Annotated in this window: 18 protein-coding genes; 8 read left to right on the forward strand and 10 right to left on the reverse strand. The window is 39.1% G+C overall.

What is annotated here, in order from left to right; genetic code table 11:
* Nucleotides 1-16 precede the first annotated feature (16 nt).
* The 5 genes from NY014_RS03000 to NY014_RS03020 all read right to left on the reverse strand — a co-directional run bounded on the left by NY014_RS03000 (nt 17) and on the right by NY014_RS03020 (nt 3312).
* Nucleotides 17-1036 carry a hypothetical protein gene (locus tag NY014_RS03000; RefSeq protein ID WP_259413046.1) on the reverse strand — a complete coding sequence of 340 codons (1020 nt, stop codon included), beginning with the start codon at nt 1034-1036 and terminating at the stop codon, nt 17-19.
* The gene (locus NY014_RS03005; RefSeq protein ID WP_259413047.1) at nt 1023-1352 is read right to left on the reverse strand and encodes a DUF3817 domain-containing protein; all 330 of its coding nucleotides are present in this window, start codon (nt 1350-1352) and stop codon (nt 1023-1025) included. The genes NY014_RS03000 and NY014_RS03005 overlap by 14 nt, the downstream gene beginning before the upstream one ends.
* A gap of 2 nt (nt 1353-1354) precedes the next feature.
* Nucleotides 1355-1939 carry a hypothetical protein gene (locus NY014_RS03010; RefSeq protein ID WP_259413048.1) on the reverse strand — a complete coding sequence of 195 codons (585 nt, stop codon included), beginning with the start codon at nt 1937-1939 and terminating at the stop codon, nt 1355-1357.
* 70 nt (nt 1940-2009) lie between these two features.
* Nucleotides 2010-2537 (reverse strand): acyl-CoA thioesterase, encoded by a 528-nt coding sequence (locus tag NY014_RS03015; protein ID WP_259413049.1) that lies wholly within the window; start codon nt 2535-2537, stop codon nt 2010-2012.
* Between the two features lie 109 nt (nt 2538-2646).
* Nucleotides 2647-3312, reverse strand: a complete 666-nt coding sequence (locus NY014_RS03020; protein ID WP_259413050.1) for a protein-L-isoaspartate(D-aspartate) O-methyltransferase — start codon at nt 3310-3312, stop codon at nt 2647-2649.
* A 108-nt stretch (nt 3313-3420) separates the two neighbouring features.
* On the opposite strand from NY014_RS03020, the gene NY014_RS03025 reads away from it, so the two are divergent.
* Complete coding sequence (locus NY014_RS03025) at nt 3421-4014, forward strand: riboflavin synthase (protein WP_259413051.1); 594 nt, start codon at nt 3421-3423, stop codon at nt 4012-4014.
* A gap of 40 nt (nt 4015-4054) precedes the next feature.
* On the opposite strand, the gene NY014_RS03030 is transcribed toward NY014_RS03025, so the two are convergent.
* The 3 genes from NY014_RS03030 to NY014_RS03040 all read right to left on the reverse strand — a co-directional run bounded on the left by NY014_RS03030 (nt 4055) and on the right by NY014_RS03040 (nt 7316).
* Nucleotides 4055-5152, reverse strand: a complete 1098-nt coding sequence (locus tag NY014_RS03030; protein ID WP_259413052.1) for a formylglycine-generating enzyme family protein — start codon at nt 5150-5152, stop codon at nt 4055-4057.
* A 167-nt stretch (nt 5153-5319) separates the two neighbouring features.
* Entirely contained in the window at nt 5320-5877 is a 558-nt protein-coding gene (locus tag NY014_RS03035; RefSeq protein WP_259413053.1) for a ferritin, read from the reverse strand.
* Nucleotides 5878-5972: 95 nt separating this feature from the next.
* The gene (locus tag NY014_RS03040; protein WP_259413054.1) at nt 5973-7316 is read right to left on the reverse strand and encodes a M28 family peptidase; all 1344 of its coding nucleotides are present in this window, start codon (nt 7314-7316) and stop codon (nt 5973-5975) included.
* Between the two features lie 66 nt (nt 7317-7382).
* Here NY014_RS03040 and NY014_RS03045 point away from each other — a divergent pair, with 66 nt between their 5' ends.
* From NY014_RS03045 to NY014_RS03060, 4 genes are all read left to right on the forward strand, one after another.
* Nucleotides 7383-7898, forward strand: a complete 516-nt coding sequence (locus NY014_RS03045) for a DinB family protein (protein WP_259413055.1) — start codon at nt 7383-7385, stop codon at nt 7896-7898.
* 1 nt (nt 7899) lies between these two features.
* Nucleotides 7900-8697 (forward strand): PhzF family phenazine biosynthesis protein, encoded by a 798-nt coding sequence (locus NY014_RS03050; protein ID WP_259413056.1) that lies wholly within the window; start codon nt 7900-7902, stop codon nt 8695-8697.
* Complete coding sequence (locus tag NY014_RS03055) at nt 8694-9401, forward strand: potassium channel family protein (protein ID WP_259413057.1); 708 nt, start codon at nt 8694-8696, stop codon at nt 9399-9401. The genes NY014_RS03050 and NY014_RS03055 overlap by 4 nt, the downstream gene beginning before the upstream one ends.
* A gap of 70 nt (nt 9402-9471) precedes the next feature.
* Nucleotides 9472-10953 (forward strand): S10 family peptidase, encoded by a 1482-nt coding sequence (locus NY014_RS03060; RefSeq protein WP_259413058.1) that lies wholly within the window; start codon nt 9472-9474, stop codon nt 10951-10953.
* 45 nt (nt 10954-10998) lie between these two features.
* Here NY014_RS03060 and NY014_RS03065 read toward each other — a convergent pair whose 3' ends face one another.
* Nucleotides 10999-11877 carry a glutamate--tRNA ligase family protein gene (locus NY014_RS03065; RefSeq protein ID WP_259413059.1) on the reverse strand — a complete coding sequence of 293 codons (879 nt, stop codon included), beginning with the start codon at nt 11875-11877 and terminating at the stop codon, nt 10999-11001.
* A 30-nt stretch (nt 11878-11907) separates the two neighbouring features.
* On the opposite strand from NY014_RS03065, the gene NY014_RS03070 reads away from it, so the two are divergent.
* The gene (locus NY014_RS03070; protein WP_259413060.1) at nt 11908-12573 is read left to right on the forward strand and encodes a DUF6503 family protein; all 666 of its coding nucleotides are present in this window, start codon (nt 11908-11910) and stop codon (nt 12571-12573) included.
* A 54-nt stretch (nt 12574-12627) separates the two neighbouring features.
* The gene (locus tag NY014_RS03075; RefSeq protein WP_259413061.1) at nt 12628-13365 is read left to right on the forward strand and encodes a carboxypeptidase-like regulatory domain-containing protein; all 738 of its coding nucleotides are present in this window, start codon (nt 12628-12630) and stop codon (nt 13363-13365) included.
* Here NY014_RS03075 and NY014_RS03080 read toward each other — a convergent pair.
* A complete protein-coding gene (locus tag NY014_RS03080; RefSeq protein WP_259413062.1) occupies nt 13362-13868 on the reverse strand; it encodes a DUF4442 domain-containing protein in 507 nt (168 codons plus the stop codon). The two genes, NY014_RS03075 and NY014_RS03080, sit on opposite strands and share 4 nt — an antisense overlap.
* 93 nt (nt 13869-13961) lie before the next feature.
* Between NY014_RS03080 and NY014_RS03085 the strand changes: the two genes are divergently transcribed.
* Nucleotides 13962-14768: a M48 family metallopeptidase gene (locus tag NY014_RS03085; RefSeq protein WP_259413063.1), complete on the forward strand. Its 807-nt coding sequence runs from the start codon at nt 13962-13964 to the stop codon at nt 14766-14768.
* Nucleotides 14769-14797 lie beyond the last annotated feature (29 nt).

The raw sequence follows: 14797 nt of genomic DNA on the forward strand, positions 1-14797 counted from the left end.
TGTTTTTAGTAAAATATTACCGGAGAACTTGCTCCAAACTTACCCGTAAAATCTGCCCCATATTGGTGCAGGTCATGAATTTCTGGTTTTTGTAATGTCTTGCCAACTCTTTCCTTAGATTAAAAACATTTTCCGAAGGAGCTATCTCATCCTGTTCCATAGCTTTTAGAATTCCCTCAATTTCATGTTGTGAGGATTTGAGGCGAAATGCAATTAAGGCACGTTCTTCTTTTTGATATTGTCGCATTGATTCAGGGGTGATGTATTTCATCCCCAGTTCGATCAGTGCATTGTTTTCTTTGAAATATTGAGGAAGGTATATGGATTTTTTTCCCTCGTAAGATTGCTGATCAAAATCTATCGCTCGAATTCGATAATGCGTTTCCTCGAAATCAGGCGTTACATCAATCACGAAATTGGCCGAATGCATATCACCCAAAAGCCGAACAAAACACCGCTCATTGAATTTGACAAACTCTTTGGCTAATCGAATGGGGTTGAGGTTTTGGTCATTGATATAGAGCTGCATGAACTTGTCCCCAGGAATTCCAGCAATATGTTCTTCAATTAAGGTGTTTTTGTGGACCAAATAGCTAATTCTATTAGGAGAGAGGAGATGCTCCAATTCCAAACCATAAACCCGAGAAGCGTCTGCATTCTTAATGTAGAAATAATCGAAGTTGTCATTAATTCGATTTACAATTCGGATTCGAAAAGGTTGTGTATTTCCATAAATGCAGAGATCGATTCGGTCTACATAGAGGTGTTCCATAACAGAAGAATCCCCTCCAGCCTTTAAAATAGCATAGATACGCTTGACGCTTTGATGGATTTCTTCCCGGTCATTTTGCTCATAAAAAACAGTTTCCCAGAGCGTGTCATGATCCTTGGAGTCATAAAGCGCGATGGAGTCTTTGTAGCGAAGGAGTTCTTCGTAATGGATAGGAATATTGACTTCCCGCCCATATTTTTCAAGATGAGCCCTTAATCCATCACTGATGGGATAAACCTGCTTCTTTTTACTAATCAGAGCCATGTTCTATAAAATCTACATGTTGACTCTTTTTGAGATTTCTATCAAAAATAAATGGGCCAAAAGGTAGTACCGATGCTATAAGTGCGAACAGTGTTCTTCCAAATTCCCATTTCAATTTGGAAGCTGTTGGGAAAACGGAATAAATGTAAATGATAAACAGGATTCCATGAGCCCAACCTACAACAGTGACCGCCTGAGGGATATCGTAGATATATTTTAGTGGCATGGCGATGAAAAGTAAAACCAAAAAGGAAACTCCTTCTATTAGGCTAATCCATTTAAATCTTCTTGCCCAGCGAATTTGTTCTGAATTCATGTTTATGAAATATTAAATAGGGTTTTAAGCGTTTCCCAAAGTTTCTTTTTCAAGGCTCTATCCATGCTGATTTGAGTCAATGAATCAGCAAAAAGATATTCTGTTTCTTCTTCGGTTTTGATTTGGTAATTATGGATAGGCAAGGCATTAATAGGGTGTGAGATTCTACCAAATTTAATCACTTTGTGAGCATTGATAGCTTGAAAATCTTCTAGAGTCTTTCCTTCCATTTCCTTGCTACTCAATAAGCCTATGTCATTCATGGACTGATTTACCGCGGTGATTATCTTAGAAAGCATGTCCATAATTTCATCACTGAGTACTTCTTCTTCATGGAGAATCAGAATACCTTTTTCAAATCCACCTCTAATGACGGGGGGTGAAGGTTCTGCGACTTCCTGTGTAATGCTTTCCTCTGCTTCAATTTCATCTTTTGAATCCTCGAATTGGTCTGGATTCTCCTGTATGATTTCAGCTGAAATTTTCTGACTTTTAGGCTTCTCCAAAATCAGATCAACTTCTTCACCTAGAAGATAAAGTTCCTCATGAAGAAATAATTTTAAGGAATTAAGAGAGTCTTTTTCCATACTGGAAAATTGCCGAAAAATTGCTCTTTGGCCAAAAAAAGAGGAGACTTTGTGAGTCTCCTTTAACAATTTATTGAGGCATGTCCATATTGAAAATGGACTTGAGTTCTACTGCTTCTTCTGGCTTCATTCGTTTTGCCAAAACCAATCGAAGTTGTCTTCTTCTAAGAGCTCCTTCAAATAATTCGATTTCCTCTTTGGTTTCGGGTACTACTTCTGGTACCTCTATTGGTTTTCCATTTTGGTCTACCGCCACAAAAGTGAAAAATGCTCGGTGTGTAGTTGTTTTTTTACTTGCGGGGATATCTTCGGCTGTGACTTCAATAAAAACCTCCATGGAGGAGTTGAAAGCTCGGGTAACTTTCGCTTCCAGAGTCACTACATTTCCTAGAGCAATTGGCTGTTTGAAAGATATACTATCGGCAGATGCTGTTACCACAATCCGATTGGAATGCTTTTGGGCAGCAATAGCAGCCACGACATCCATCCAATGCATCAATCGTCCTCCCATGAGGTTGTTTAAGGTATTGGTGTCATTGGGTAGCACCATTTCAGTCATGGTGGTTGCCGACTCTTTTGCAAATTTCTTTTTAGCCATATTTTTACTGATTTAACGCAAAAATAAAAATATTATTTCAATTTAGATTAAAACTGTCAACTGAATCAGAATTTTATTCTAAACCATCTTTTATGGATTTAAAGCTTTTCTATCTCCAACCTTCTTTTCCTAAAAGTGGTACGAAAGCAAAATTGTCAAATTCTTCTGTACTATACGAACAATTGGCCTTTTTGGTGATTTTCAGCATTTTTTGGGTTGTACGATCGCCTACTGGGATGACTAAAATCCCGCCTGTTTTAAGTTGTTTGATTAAAGATTCAGGAACAACGGGAGCACCTGCAGTAACCAAAATCCGATCATAGGGTCCATATTTAGGAAGACCTTGGGATCCATCTCCATAAAAGAGGTGAAGGTCATGGATTCCCATTCTAGCCAAGAATTTTTTGGTTCCTTCAAATAGTTTTTGCTGGTACTCTATGGTATAAACCTCGCCACCCAATAAGTGTAAAATCGTCGCCTGATATCCTGAACCTGTGCCGATTTCAAGGATTTTATTCCCTGGTTTTACATCCAATAATTCGCTTTGAAAAGCGACGGTATAGGGCTGTGAAATGGTTTGTCCTTCACCAATAGGGAAGGCTTTATCTTCATAGGCATGGGAGACTAAAGCTGAATCGAAGAAAAAATGTCTAGGCAGAGTATTGATGGCATGCAGGACTTTTTCATCCTTGATTCCTTTTTGTCTTAATTCAGCTACAAGGGCTCTTCGCTTTCCTTTATGTAAATAGGTGTCTTCTAGCTTTAGAAGTGGCATGTTTTGTATTAATTTCGACCGAAGATAAGTGATTATTTTGCTTATTTGGAAACCCTTCATTGGGAAAATCACTTACTAATTGAGCCTCAATTCATAATAAGAAAGTCCATGTTTACAGGAATAATCGAGCGTTTTGGAATTGTAACAGAAATCATTCGAGAAGGAAGTAATGTTCATTTTATTTTGGAGTCAAACCTAGCTCTAGAATTAAAGGTTGATCAATCGCTTGCCCATGACGGAGTTTGTCTCACTGTGGTGAAAACAGATGCAGACAGCTATCAGGTGACAGCTGTAGATGAGACTTTAAAAAAGACCAATTTATCAACATGGGTGCCGGGTAAGAAAGTTAACCTAGAACGCTGCATGCCCGCCAATGGTCGATTTGATGGGCATATTGTACAAGGCCATGTTGATCAAGTAGCTACTGTTAAGGCTATTTCAGATCAGAATGGATCTTGGGTTTTTGATTTTGAATATGATGCTGATCAGGGAAATGTAACCGTTGAAAAAGGATCGATTACGGTTAACGGAACAAGCCTCACTTGTTTCAATTCAAGACCGGGTGGTTTTTCAGTGGCTATTATTCCCTACACCTATGAGCATACCAATTTTCATCAGCTTCAGGTAGGGGATAAGGTGAATTTGGAGTTTGATATTATTGGTAAATATATCAAACGCATCCTCCAAGGGTATGGTGATTAATTTATTCTTAAGATTCTGATAATATGTATTTAAGAATAGATTACTTCATGCTTAGATTCTGTTCTTTCGAATCTTTTACTAGTCTAAATCCAACATTAGAAGTTCCTGAGTCATAGGCATGACCTTGTCTTGCCGAAGGTCTATAATTTACACAGTAGTTTTCTGCGCACAAGAAGGACCCGCCTTTAATTACCCGCTCCATAGCATAAGGGTTATCAGGATTATAGCAAGGGTTCATTCCAGCATCCAACTTCGGCGCTTGGCCTGCTATTCTTGCAAACTTCAAGGCATCATACCAATCGCTGGTGAGTTCCCAAACATTTCCGATCATGTCATACAGCCCAAAGCTATTTGGGGCAAAGGTTTTCACTGGGGATGTACCTATAAATCCATCTTTCCCAGTATTTTCATTGGGGAAGGTTCCTTGGAAAGTATTCGCTAAAAATTGACCATTTGGTGTCAATTCATCACCCCAGGCAAATCTTTTTCCGTTCATTCCTCCACGTGCTGCAAATTCCCATTCAATTTCAGTAGGCAATCGCTTTCCAGCCCATTTGGCATATGCCTCTGCATCTTCATAAGCAATATGTACAACGGGATGATTTTCTCTTCCTTTCAAATCACTATTCGGTCCTTCTGGATGTTTCCAACTTGCACCATCAACCCATTTCCACCATAGGGAAATATCCTGAAGAGGTACAGCATACGGAGGAGGTGAAAATACCATAGATCCTGGAACTAGGATAGAATCATCTGGTTTAGGAGTGCCTGGAGGTAATTGCTTCTTTAATTCTTCCCAATCTGGTTTTCTTTCAGCAACGGTAACATAGCCAGTTGCCTCTACAAACTCAGCGAATTCACGATTAGTAACTTCATGTATATCCATCCAAAACCCATCTACGCTAAGGTTGACAGCAGGTCTTTCTGCAGCGTAAGCATTTACCTCATCAGTACCCATGATAAATTCCCCTCCGGGAATCCATACCATGTCTTTAGGAGCTTCTTCTTTGGGTTTATTTTGGTTCGAAATCGTGAATTCCTCGGGTTGTTTTTCAGAAGTAGGAGTTTTCTCCGAACAGGCGAATCCCGTAAAAATCAATAACGGCGTTAAGTATTGTAGTAATCTTGGTTTATTCATTTTTTCTCTAAAAAGACTTTATGGCAATGTACTGAATCTGAAAGAAAAATGCAGATTGTATTAATAGTGCTTTTGTATAAAGTGGTAGAAACTTGATCAAATTCAATCACTTTTCACAAAACAAAAAAGCGGCATTAAGCCGCTTTGATTAACTAAAGATAGGATTTTTATTCTCCTTGACCTCCTGCGTCAGCATGCGCTGCTGCATTTAGCTTGCCAAGTTCTTGGTCTATAGTCCAAAGTCCAATTCCTTCTTCACCAATAATATCAAATAGCTCAAGCGCTCTTCGAGACATGGTCTCTTCCTCTCGCTGCTCGGTAACATACCATTGCATAAAGCTGAAGGTCGCGAAGTCTTTCACAGAAAATGCGTGGTCTACAATATGATTAATGGATTTGGTCACCTGAATCTCATGCTCCAAAATCAATTCAAATACCTCTCTAAGGGAATTGAAATTATGTCGGATACCTGTGATCTCTGGTTGAATCGCATGTCCTCCTGCTTCATTTACATAATGAAACAACTTCATCATGTGCATGCGCTCTTCATCTGCATGGGTGTATAGGTAATTTGCTGCATTCTCATAGCCCATCTTGTGACACCATGAGGCCATGGAAAGATAATAAGCAGAGCTTTTACCCTCCATTTCGATTTGCTTGTTCAACAACTGTTCTGTATCAGTCAATAATGACCGTTGTAAGGTGACTATTTCTCTTTCTTTCATAACTATCTTATTTATACACCAAATAAACCAATTCTAGTGAAACAAGTTTCATAGAGCTCCTTTCACGACTAAATTTAGAATTGATTTAATTAAGTCTATCTAGTTAGTGGAGATGGGAAAACAGCCAGGCTTTCTCCTCCCAATTCAGATACGGATTGTACTGCAAAGAAGTAATTGTCTTTAGAGTAAGGAAGAGAAATCTCTGTTTCGGTGGTGAAAAATTTCTTTTCCCACATTGGAGAACTTGTCTCTCGCATCAATACATAGTAGCCTTTCACTTTTCCCGTTTTTGGAGCTTGCCAAACTAATTTTGAGAAATTGCTCAATCCTCTTACATCGATCCGAACTTCTTCAGGTATTCCTGCAGAAAGCGCCAAATTAGCTAGAGAGGAGAGGTTTACTGCAGAGATTTTGCGCAGGTATTCAAAATCCATGAATTCTGGGAGATCTCCATATTGAATTCCATCTTCTACCCGAACATTTTCGTGCTGATAGTAGAAGTTTTCATTCATTTCTGACATTCGAACAGCGGTAAACCCATTTCTAGCGAAAGCAGTTTGGTCTCCACCTCTCAAAAACCGATCAGGTCTGTAAATCAATTTTACCTCCATCTGATCAACATATCGCTCCCCAGTTTCCTTAATGTATCGCGCCAATTGTCTGGAAGGACTATCATTATCCGAACCGCTATATCTCCGGATTGCCGCCATTCTTTCGGTTTCTGCTACTGGAATGGTTTCAGAGAAAATGCGCATTTTCAAATTGTCCTTGATCAATGTACCTGAAGATTCGCTGTTTCCTACAATGTCGTTGTTAAGAACCGCAATCAGGTTTTTTCCTTCTTCCTTGATTTTGTCAGATAAATAAGTTGCGCCTTTAAGTCCTTGCTCTTCGCCTGTAAAGGCTACAAAAATGATGGTTGCCGGAAATTCACGAGAAGCCATTACTCGGGCTAATTCAATAACCAAGGCAGTTCCACTTCCGTCGTCATTGGCACCCGGAGCTGGGTTATCTGCATCCATAACGTCTTTATTTCGGGAATCCATATGACCAGAAACGATAAAAATCCGGTCATCATTAGGATCGGTTCCTTTTAAAGTTGCCATGACATTGGCAGCTGGAGAATCCTCCTGAATCCGTCTTCCATCAGCTGGGATGGTAAATTCATCAATGATTGCTGTCATACGACCTCCCGATTGAGTGGCGAATGACTCAAATTTTCCTAGAACCCATGCCTGTGCTGCTAGCATCCCATTTTCTGCATCACGATTCAGCGTGTGTCTTGAATTGAATGAGGCGAGTTTTCGAACGTAGGCTTCAAGCGAATCAGCTGATACCTCTTGAACCATTCCGCTAATAAATGGATCCCGGTTAACAAGTGTTTGGGCACCAACTTGAAGTGTACTGAAAATAAAAAAGGTGAATAAAATTTTTCTCATTGTAAGGTTGGTTTTATACTAAACCCTAAATTTATCTACTGAGACAGAAAGTTTAGCTCTTTTTACATGGATAACTTCAATTTGCCTAAGAAAGGCGATTACCCTGCTTATTATGACCATTATCTGAGCCTATTGGATGAGTCAGATTATTGTCAGCTGATTCAGAATCAAATTGCTGATTTGGAAAAATTGTTTTCTTCAAAACCGGATCAATGGTTTAATACTCCTTACGAAGTAGGGAAGTGGACCCCAAAGGAGGTTCTGGGACATGTGATCGATACTGAGCGGATTATGACTTTCAGAGGTCTTTGTTTTGCAAGAGGGGAACGATCTTCTTTACCGGGATTTGACCAAGACCCATATGTGCTTCATGCTCGTTTTGGACAAGTTCCTGAAAAATTGCTCTTTGAGGATTTTGTTGCGCAGCGAAAAGCTTTAGTCACCTTGATACACACGCTTTCTGAAGACATGTTGGATTTTGTAGGTGAAGCTAATGGAAGTCCTATAACACCCAGAGCATTGTTTTGGATAATACCCGGTCATTTTATTCACCATCTGAATATTCTTAAAAATCGATATTGACATGAAATTGACACTTGGAGTTGTAGATGCTTTTACTTCTAAGCCTTTTTCAGGGAATCCGGCGGCTGTTTGTCTTTTGGAAAAAGAAATCTCTCCTGAATTAATGCAGCAAATTGCGATGGAGATGAACCTGAGCGAAACGGCATTTGTTCAGAAAACAAATCAAGTAGGACATTATAACTTAAGATGGTTTACTCCAACCTTGGAAATCGACCTTTGTGGCCATGCAACTTTGGCTTCCAGTCGCTGGATGTTATACAAAGGTTGGGCTACTGAATCAGATTCCATTCATTTTCATACTAGAAGCGGAGAGTTGATTGTTCGATCAACTGATTCAAAGCTTGAAATGAATTTCCCGCTTATTCCAACTTATGAGGATCAGCATCCTTTCTATCCCAATTCGCTATTTGGTAAAAAGATTGTAAAGGCCGCCAGGTTGAATAAAAACTGGATTTTTCAATTAGAAAATGAAGATGCTGTCCGAAGCCTTGTTCCTGATTTTATGGAAATTGCCAAGCATAGCGAAGAAGGTTTTATAATTACGGCGGAAGGAGAGAAATACGATATTGTTTCCAGGTTTTTTGGGCCAAATGTCGGAGTTCCAGAGGATCCTGTGACTGGATTTGCTCATTGTGCCTTGATGGATTTTTGGTATCAGGAGCTGGGGAAAATGAAATTACATGCATTTCAGGCTAGCCGAAGAGGGGGTGAATTATGGTTGGAAAAGCATGATGATCGTGTTCTCCTTCAAGGCGAAGCTATTGTAGTTTATCAAGCAGAAATGAAATTAGAATTATGAGCGATGAAGTAGTCAAAAGGCGTCCGGTTTCCATGTCGAGGTATTTTAGGCATTTCACGAACTATTGGTTGACAGATGCCAGTTTCGGTATTTTGCTTCTGATTTTACTTTTTACCGTTTTCGTACTTCCTATTTTGATTGAATATGGGCATGTCCATATGCTTTTTGTCAATACCGTTTTCCTATTTCTGTTTTTTACTGGGATTTGGTCATCTAAAAATCAAGTATTTGTTTTCATTACAAGCGGATTATTCTTTACGCAGCTAGGCTTAAGAATTTTACGATTCAGTGATATTCCCATCGAATTCTACCTTTTGGAGCGGATTGTGGGTATCATGAATATGATGGTTTTTATTTTGCTCAATTTCCGACTCTTATTTCGGGATCGGGAAATTAACTTTTACCGGGTTGTTGGCGCAATTAATGTCTATTTAAGTGTGGCGATTTTAGGTGCTTTTGTCTTTGAAATTATACACCTGACCATAGGAAACAGTATTCAAGGAATCGATAGGGAACTGGTGGGATTGGATGAAGACTTCGCCGAATATATTTATTTCAGCATGGTTTCCTTGACTACAGTTGGCTTTGGGGATTTATACCCAATTAATATTCTATCTAAAATGCTTTCTGTGTTTTTATCCACGATTGGAATCTTGTATCCGGCTGTTGTCATTGCCAAATTGGTTGGTGAATCCCGTCGCTAATTCCACTGGTGTAAATTCAACTGATATTGAGCTTTGCTTCGATTATTTTCCCAAAAAAATCAAAATCACTATGAGAAAAACTAAGCTGATTCTTTTCCTGACATTCCTTATTCAAATAGGATGGGCTCAGGAAACAAGAAAACTTCCTGTTGAAACAAAAGTCGAAAAAACAGCGGAAGTAACGATCAAAGGTAAGCGAGTGCCTTATCGTTCTGTAGCTGGTACTCAGCCCGTATGGGATGAAAATGGCGACCCGATTGCTTCGCTTTTTTATACCTACTATGAGCGAACTGACATCAGTGATAAATCCAAAAGACCTTTGGTTATTTCCTTTAATGGTGGCCCAGGTTCTGCTTCTATTTGGATGCATTTGGCTTACACTGGCCCAGTTCTATTGAAAATTGACGATGAAGGCTATCCTGTACAACCTTATGGTACGAAAAGCAACCCGCATTCTATTTTGGATGTGGCTGATATCGTTTATGTTGACCCTGTCAACACAGGCTATTCTCGAATCATCAATGAGGAAACTCCTCGTTCTAAATTCTTTGGTATCAATTCAGATATCGCCTATTTGGCGGATTGGGTAAATACTTTTGTTACCCGTCAAAATCGGTGGGCCTCTCCAAAATATCTAATAGGAGAAAGCTATGGTACTACCCGAGTAGCTGGTTTGGTTTCTCGTCTTCAAAATTCACATTGGATGTATTTCAACGGTGTGATTTTGGTTTCTCCAACAGATATGGGAATAGACAGAGGTGGTCCTGTAAAAATGGCAAACTATTTCCCGTATTACGCAGCTACAGCTTGGTATCATGGCCAACTTCCGGCTGATCTCCAAAGTAAGGATTTGGATGACATCATTCCTGAAGTTGAAAAGTTTGCAGTGGAGGAAGCTTTGCCGGCAATGGTAAAAGGTGGAAGTCTTTCTGCTGCTGAAAAGGATGCCATGGCAACAAAAATGGCTCGTTACTCTGGATTGGATAAAGAAGTGTTCCTTCAAAATAACCTTATGGTAGGAACCAGTCTTTTCTGGAAAGAGCTCTTAAGAGATGAAGGAATGACGGTTGGTCGATTGGATAGCCGATATAAAGGTTTTGATCGGGCTGAAGGAGGGGAGCGCTATGATTTTGACCCTGCCTTAACTAGTTGGAATCATGCCTTTGCCCCAGCATTTAATCTTTATGCGAAAAATGTGTTGGGCTTTGAAACTGACCTAACCTACAATCTTTTTGGCCCGGTACATCCTTGGGATCGTTCTAATGAAACCACAGGATATGATTTAGGTCAAGCCATGCGTCAAAATCCATATTTGCATCTGATGGTTCAGTCAGGATACTTCGATGGGGGAACGGATTTCTTCAATGCGAAGTATAGCATGTGGCATATCGATCCCAATGGGAAATTGGCAGATCGAATGAGTTTTAAAGGCTATCGATCTGGTCACATGATGTATTTGAGAACGGAGGATTTGGAAACAGCCAATGAAGATATCCGTCAGTTTATTCAAAAATCCATGGTTGGAGAAGGTGTTCCAGCCAAGTATGAATAAAGTATTTTAAGCCCGGGTTGATTAACTCGGGCTTTTTTCTTGAGTCTATAATTGGGTCATTTTTTTGAAATCCTCGAAATTTTCAATCGGTTCGCGACTTCCCAAGGATTCCCCAATAAGTCGAAATATATCCGATAAATTCTTTCCACTTTGTCTCAAATATTGAATAGAAGAGGCACCTTCAGATTTGGATAATTTTTTACCCTTTGGACCTTTTAGTAAAGGGTGATGTAAAAATGATGTATTTTTAAAAGTTTGATAATCAAGTGAATTAGATAAAAAATCTTGAGCTATACTTGAACTATATAAATCCTTGCCTCTCACAATCAGATCTACTCCAAAATACATATCATCAACCAAAGAAGTTAATTGATAGGCAGGCATTTCGTCTTTTTTCCGAACCACAAAAAAAGCTACATCCTGAGGAATTACTTCCTCTGTCTTCTTTCCAGCTATATCTAAAATACTTACTAGATCCTCTTGCAAAGTATTGATTCTCCAAGCAGTTTCTTTGCGGGTCTTTGGAATATTTCGATCCAAACAATGACCTAAATAATAGCCTGAAGAATCCATTTGAGTGATCTTTTTTCGAGAACAGGTACAAGCAAAAAGCATCCTTTTTTCCCAAAGCTTATCCAATACTTCCCTGTACAAATCCAATCGGTTGAGCTGTGTCCAATTAACCAAAAAATCCTCAGGACTTTTGGGTCCTATATCGTAAGGTATTTCTAAAAATTCCAAGGTTTCGAAAATGTCGATCAAATACTCCATTCTGAATCGTTCTCTATCCAAATCATCGATTCGAAGTAGAATTTTTGCCCCAGATTTTTCTGCCAATGTTTTCGTCAAAAGGAATGAATAGGCATTTCCAAGATGAAGAAAACCACTAGGCGTTGGGGCGATTCGAGTTAACTTGAAATTCATAAGACGAAATTAATTACATTGAAAGGAAAAATGCGCTATTTATTTCTCCTTTCCTTCTTTGTGTTTTTTGCATGTCAGTCTTCGGAAAAGAATTCAGGACCTGGCTTAGAATTAATTCAGCGCTCAATTGCTTTTCATGATCCCGAAGGAAATTGGAAAAACTTTAAGGGGACGCTGGAAATTCATGACAGTTTGCCTCCAGGAAGGAATTCTAGGAGCTATCAGGTAAGCTTTGATAATACTCAGTCAAAAATGGAATACCTGAAAAATGATCTTCATTTTCAGGTTTGGAATGATTCCGTTACTGTTTTGAATGGTGAGGTAGAGCAGGATAGGGCATTGATGCTTAGAAATTATTATACCTATTTGTGGGGTTTACCAATGAAATTGCTTGATAAAGGAACAGATTTTAGTTCCGAACCTAGAAAGGGATTTTTAAACGGAGCCGAATATTGGGTAGTGGAGGTTCCATATGAAAAGGATACCTGGTATTTTTATTTAGATCCAACTACTTATGAATTAAAGGCTTATAAGTTTTATCAGGATCTAGAAGCTAAAAAAGGAGAGATAATCTATCTCGATGGTTTAGTGGAAGTATCAGGTATGAAAATTCCTCAAAATCGAAGTTGGTATAGAACAGAAGTGGATGAGTTTTTAGGGACTGATCGTTTGGTTGATGCTTATCCCAATGATTAAGTTCTTTTAACTGCAAATATTTCTTGTATGAGTTTGTGAAAGGTACTTTTGAATGTGAGTAAGTGCCTTTTCATATTCATTTTTGTCATCCTTACAATTCCTTCCTTTGGACAGGCGATTTATTCAGGAAATGTCCTGGATAGTCAGGATAAAGGCTTTTTGGAAGGGGTGATTGTTTCATCAATCCAAAATCAAACTCAGGTTGAAACGAATATCCGTGGCTATTTTTCTATTCAGTCATTTCCGGGAGATACTTTATTGATTTCCTTTCCTGGTTTTATCAGTCAGAAAGTTGTTTTGGGTGCTGATCGGTTTTTGATGATTGAACTTCAGGATGAGGCAAGATTTCTACCAGAGTTCGAGGTTCAAGGAAATGCTTATTCCTACCGATTAAAAGATGGGAGGTTAGTGCTTAAAGATGAAAATGAACTTATTCCCCCATCTAGGAAAGGAGAAGTGATAGCAGGTACGCTTTCAAATGATGATGGTACGGGAGGTGTTGCGGTAAGTGGAGTGATTTCTTACTTCACAAAAAAAGCCAGATTAGCTAGGGAATATGAAAAGAAGAAGGAATGGCATGCACGCAGAGCTGGATATTATCAAGTTATTGAATCTGATTCAATTCGAGCCGAACTGATGCAAAAGCATGCGTTGTCTTTGCAGCAATGGGATGAATTAGTCATTCGATTTAATCAATTTCATCTTGCACATGAATTTCTAGATTGGCCTGAAGCCAAGGTTCAAAAAAGTTTGGAAGAGTTCATTGAAATTGAAACGCAGTTTTTGAATTAGGCTTTTCGCTTGAAAGACCAAGTGACATAGAACCGAGCCACCATTTCTCCATTTTGATTCATTCCCGTAGAAATCATGGTCAATTGAGCGGTATCATTAACTTCTAGAGAATCAATCAGAGAAAATAATTCACTTCCCTGTTCGCAAGTAAAAGAGATTTTTTGGTCAGCTTTTTTGTGATATTCTGCTCGGAAATCCACGACAAGCATGCTGAATTTTCCTTTTCCTGCTAGCGCTAATTGGCACAAAGCTCCTGTGCTCAACTCAGCTGCTCCTGCTAAGGCTGCAAAATAGATTGACCGAAAAGGATTTTGGGATCTCCAGAAATAAGGAATCGTCACTTGGCATTTTTCGGCATTCAATTGCTTGACTCTTAATCTCCAAAAAACAGCAGAAGGGAGTTTTGCCAGCATCGCAAACCAAAAAATAAATGGATTGGACATTTTTCGCTGATAATCCAATGCTTGTGCATTAAGTTGAATTTCATTCTTGGTGATATTCATATGCTAAAATTTTTCTGAATTTAATAAAATTTGAAAGCCAAGATGAATCTTGGTACCTTTCTTGAATTCCAGTTTTCAAAATTTAAAAGAGTAATGAAAAAGGTTTTTTCACTATTACTGATCGGTTTACTATGCTATGCCTGTGCTACTGTTCCCTTGACGGGAAGGAAACAATTGGCAATGGTTTCTAGCGAAGAGATTCAGCCTTTGGTTAACGAGCAATATGAAAAGGTAAAGAAGGAATCCAAGCTATTGACCAATACTACAGATGGGCAAAAAGTTGTTCAAGTTGGAAAGCGAATTTCTCAAGCTGTGGAAGCTTATCTCATTGAATCTGGATACTCGGATTTAGTTGAGAGTTTTGATTGGGAGTTTAACCTGATCGAATCAGATCAGGTAAATGCTTGGTGTATGCCTGGTGGTAAAGTTGCCTTTTACACCGGTATCATGCCAATTTGCCAAGATGAGAATGGAATTGCTGTGGTAATGGGGCATGAAGTTGCACACGCTGTAGCATCGCATTCTAGAGAGCGTATGTCAAAGGCTTTGGTACAACAATTTGGTATGTCAGTGATTTCTACTGCTATTGGTCAAAATCCTACACTTACACAGCAAATTTTTTATCAATCTGTTGGAATAGGAAGCGAAATTGGAATGCTGGCTTTTTCAAGGCAGCATGAATTGGAAGCTGATGAATTAGGATTGATTTTTATGGCCCTGGCGGGCTATGACCCGCGAGTTGCGCCAGAGTTTTGGGAGCGTATGTCACAAGGAGGCGGAGAAGCTCCACCTGAATTTCTTTCTACTCACCCGGGACCTGACAGACGAATTGAACGCCTGAATGAAAATATGCCTAAAGCGATGGAGTATTATCAGGCAAGTCAAACAGGGAATAATTAAAAAACTAAAACCGAATCAGGTCAATGATT

The organism is Algoriphagus limi (assembly GCF_024919275.1).
GTDB lineage: Bacteria > Bacteroidota > Bacteroidia > Cytophagales > Cyclobacteriaceae > Algoriphagus > Algoriphagus limi.

Coding starts and splice junctions, on each gene's coding strand:
- NY014_RS03000 (WP_259413046.1), bottom strand. CDS start 1,036: ATGGCTCTGATTAGTAAAAAGAAGCAGGTTTATCCCATCAGTGATGGA.
- NY014_RS03005 (WP_259413047.1), bottom strand. CDS start 1,352: ATGAATTCAGAACAAATTCGCTGGGCAAGAAGATTTAAATGGATTAGC.
- NY014_RS03010 (WP_259413048.1), bottom strand. CDS start 1,939: ATGGAAAAAGACTCTCTTAATTCCTTAAAATTATTTCTTCATGAGGAA.
- NY014_RS03015 (WP_259413049.1), bottom strand. CDS start 2,537: ATGGCTAAAAAGAAATTTGCAAAAGAGTCGGCAACCACCATGACTGAA.
- NY014_RS03020 (WP_259413050.1), bottom strand. CDS start 3,312: ATGCCACTTCTAAAGCTAGAAGACACCTATTTACATAAAGGAAAGCGA.
- NY014_RS03025 (WP_259413051.1), top strand. CDS start 3,421: ATGTTTACAGGAATAATCGAGCGTTTTGGAATTGTAACAGAAATCATT.
- NY014_RS03030 (WP_259413052.1), bottom strand. CDS start 5,152: ATGAATAAACCAAGATTACTACAATACTTAACGCCGTTATTGATTTTT.
- NY014_RS03035 (WP_259413053.1), bottom strand. CDS start 5,877: ATGAAAGAAAGAGAAATAGTCACCTTACAACGGTCATTATTGACTGAT.
- NY014_RS03040 (WP_259413054.1), bottom strand. CDS start 7,316: ATGAGAAAAATTTTATTCACCTTTTTTATTTTCAGTACACTTCAAGTT.
- NY014_RS03045 (WP_259413055.1), top strand. CDS start 7,383: ATGGATAACTTCAATTTGCCTAAGAAAGGCGATTACCCTGCTTATTAT.
- NY014_RS03050 (WP_259413056.1), top strand. CDS start 7,900: ATGAAATTGACACTTGGAGTTGTAGATGCTTTTACTTCTAAGCCTTTT.
- NY014_RS03055 (WP_259413057.1), top strand. CDS start 8,694: ATGAGCGATGAAGTAGTCAAAAGGCGTCCGGTTTCCATGTCGAGGTAT.
- NY014_RS03060 (WP_259413058.1), top strand. CDS start 9,472: ATGAGAAAAACTAAGCTGATTCTTTTCCTGACATTCCTTATTCAAATA.
- NY014_RS03065 (WP_259413059.1), bottom strand. CDS start 11,877: ATGAATTTCAAGTTAACTCGAATCGCCCCAACGCCTAGTGGTTTTCTT.
- NY014_RS03070 (WP_259413060.1), top strand. CDS start 11,908: ATGCGCTATTTATTTCTCCTTTCCTTCTTTGTGTTTTTTGCATGTCAG.
- NY014_RS03080 (WP_259413062.1), bottom strand. CDS start 13,868: ATGAATATCACCAAGAATGAAATTCAACTTAATGCACAAGCATTGGAT.
- NY014_RS03085 (WP_259413063.1), top strand. CDS start 13,962: ATGAAAAAGGTTTTTTCACTATTACTGATCGGTTTACTATGCTATGCC.